The sequence below is a fragment of the Sporosarcina sp. ACRSL genome (assembly GCF_022346605.1).
In the GTDB taxonomy this organism is placed as follows: domain Bacteria; phylum Bacillota; class Bacilli; order Bacillales_A; family Planococcaceae; genus Sporosarcina.
Window position 1 is genome coordinate 1 of record NZ_JAKRNT010000028.1, and the last position, 1,568, is coordinate 1,568.

Consider the following 1,568-nt stretch of genomic DNA (forward strand, 5'->3'; position numbering starts at 1 on the left):
AAGGTTAAGTTAGAAAGGGCGCACGGCGGATGCCTTGGCACTAGGAGCCTATGAAGGACGGCACTAACACCGATATGCTTCGGGGAGCTGTAAGTAAGCTGTGATCCGAAGATTTCCGAATGGGGAAACCCACTGCCCGTAATGGGGCAGTACGTTCACGTGAATACATAGCGTGAACGAGGCACACCCGGAGAACTGAAACATCTAAGTACCCGGAGGAAGAGAAAGAAACATCGATTCCCTTAGTAGCGGCGAGCGAAACGGGAAGAGCCCAAACCAGGAAGCTTGCTTCCTGGGGTTGTAGGACACTCTATACGGAGTTACAAAGGGACGGATTAGACGAAGCGACCTGGAAAGGTCCGCCATAGCGGGTAAAAGCCCCGTAGTCGAAAGTCCGTCCCCTCCAGAGTGGATCCTGAGTACGGCGGAACACGTGAAATTCCGTCGGAATCCGGGAGGACCATCTCCCAAGGCTAAATACTCCCTAGTGACCGATAGTGAACCAGTACCGTGAGGGAAAGGTGAAAAGCACCCCGGAAGGGGAGTGAAAGAGAACCTGAAACCGTGTGCCTACAAGTTGTCAGAGCCCGTTAATGGGTGATGGCGTGCCTTTTGTAGAATGAACCGGCGAGTTACGATTCCATGCAAGGTTAAGCAGCGAATGCGGAGCCGCAGCGAAAGCGAGTCTGAATAGGGCGTCTGAGTATGGGGTCGTAGACCCGAAACCAGGTGATCTACCCATGTCCAGGGTGAAGGTAAGGTAACACTTACTGGAGGCCCGAACCCACGTACGTTGAAAAGTGCGGGGATGAGGTGTGGGTAGCGGTGAAATTCCAATCGAACCTGGAGATAGCTGGTTCTCTCCGAAATAGCTTTAGGGCTAGCCTCAAACGAAAGAATCTCGGAGGTAGAGCACTGTTTGGACTAGGGGCCCATCCCGGGTTACCGAATTCAGACAAACTCCGAATGCCGATGATTTATGTTTGGGAGTCAGACTGCGGGTGATAAGATCCGTAGTCGAGAGGGAAACAGCCCAGACCGCCAGTTAAGGTCCCCAAGTATCCGTTGAGTGGAAAAGGATGTGGCGCTGCCCAGACAACCAGGATGTTGGCTTAGAAGCAGCCACCATTTAAAGAGTGCGTAATAGCTCACTGGTCGAGTGGCGCTGCGCCGAAAATGTACCGGGGCTAAACGGATCACCGAAACTGCGGATTGACACCGATGGTGTCAGTGGTAGGAGAGCGTTCCAAGGGCGTCGAAGCCAGATCGTAAGGACTGGTGGAGCGCTTGGAAGTGAGAATGCCGGTATGAGTAGCGAAAGAAGGGTGAGAATCCCTTCCACCGAATGCCTAAGGTTTCCTGAGGAAGGCTCGTCCGCTCAGGGTTAGTCGGGACCTAAGTCGAGGCCGAAAGGCGTAGACGATGGATAACAGGTTGATATTCCTGTACCACCTCCCCGCCGTTATCAGCAATGGGGGGACGCAGTAGGATAGGGTGAGCGCGCTGTTGGTCATGCGCGTCCAAGCAGTGAGGTGTGGAACGAGGCAAATCCCGTTCCTGTAACACTG

At 53.8% G+C, this 1,568-nt stretch carries 1 rRNA gene; it reads left to right on the plus strand.

The annotated features are described in order from the left end of the window. Nucleotides 1-2: 2 nt before the first annotated feature. Nucleotides 3-1,568: ribosomal RNA gene (locus tag MHZ92_RS21195) — 23S ribosomal RNA — on the plus strand; the annotation flags it as partial.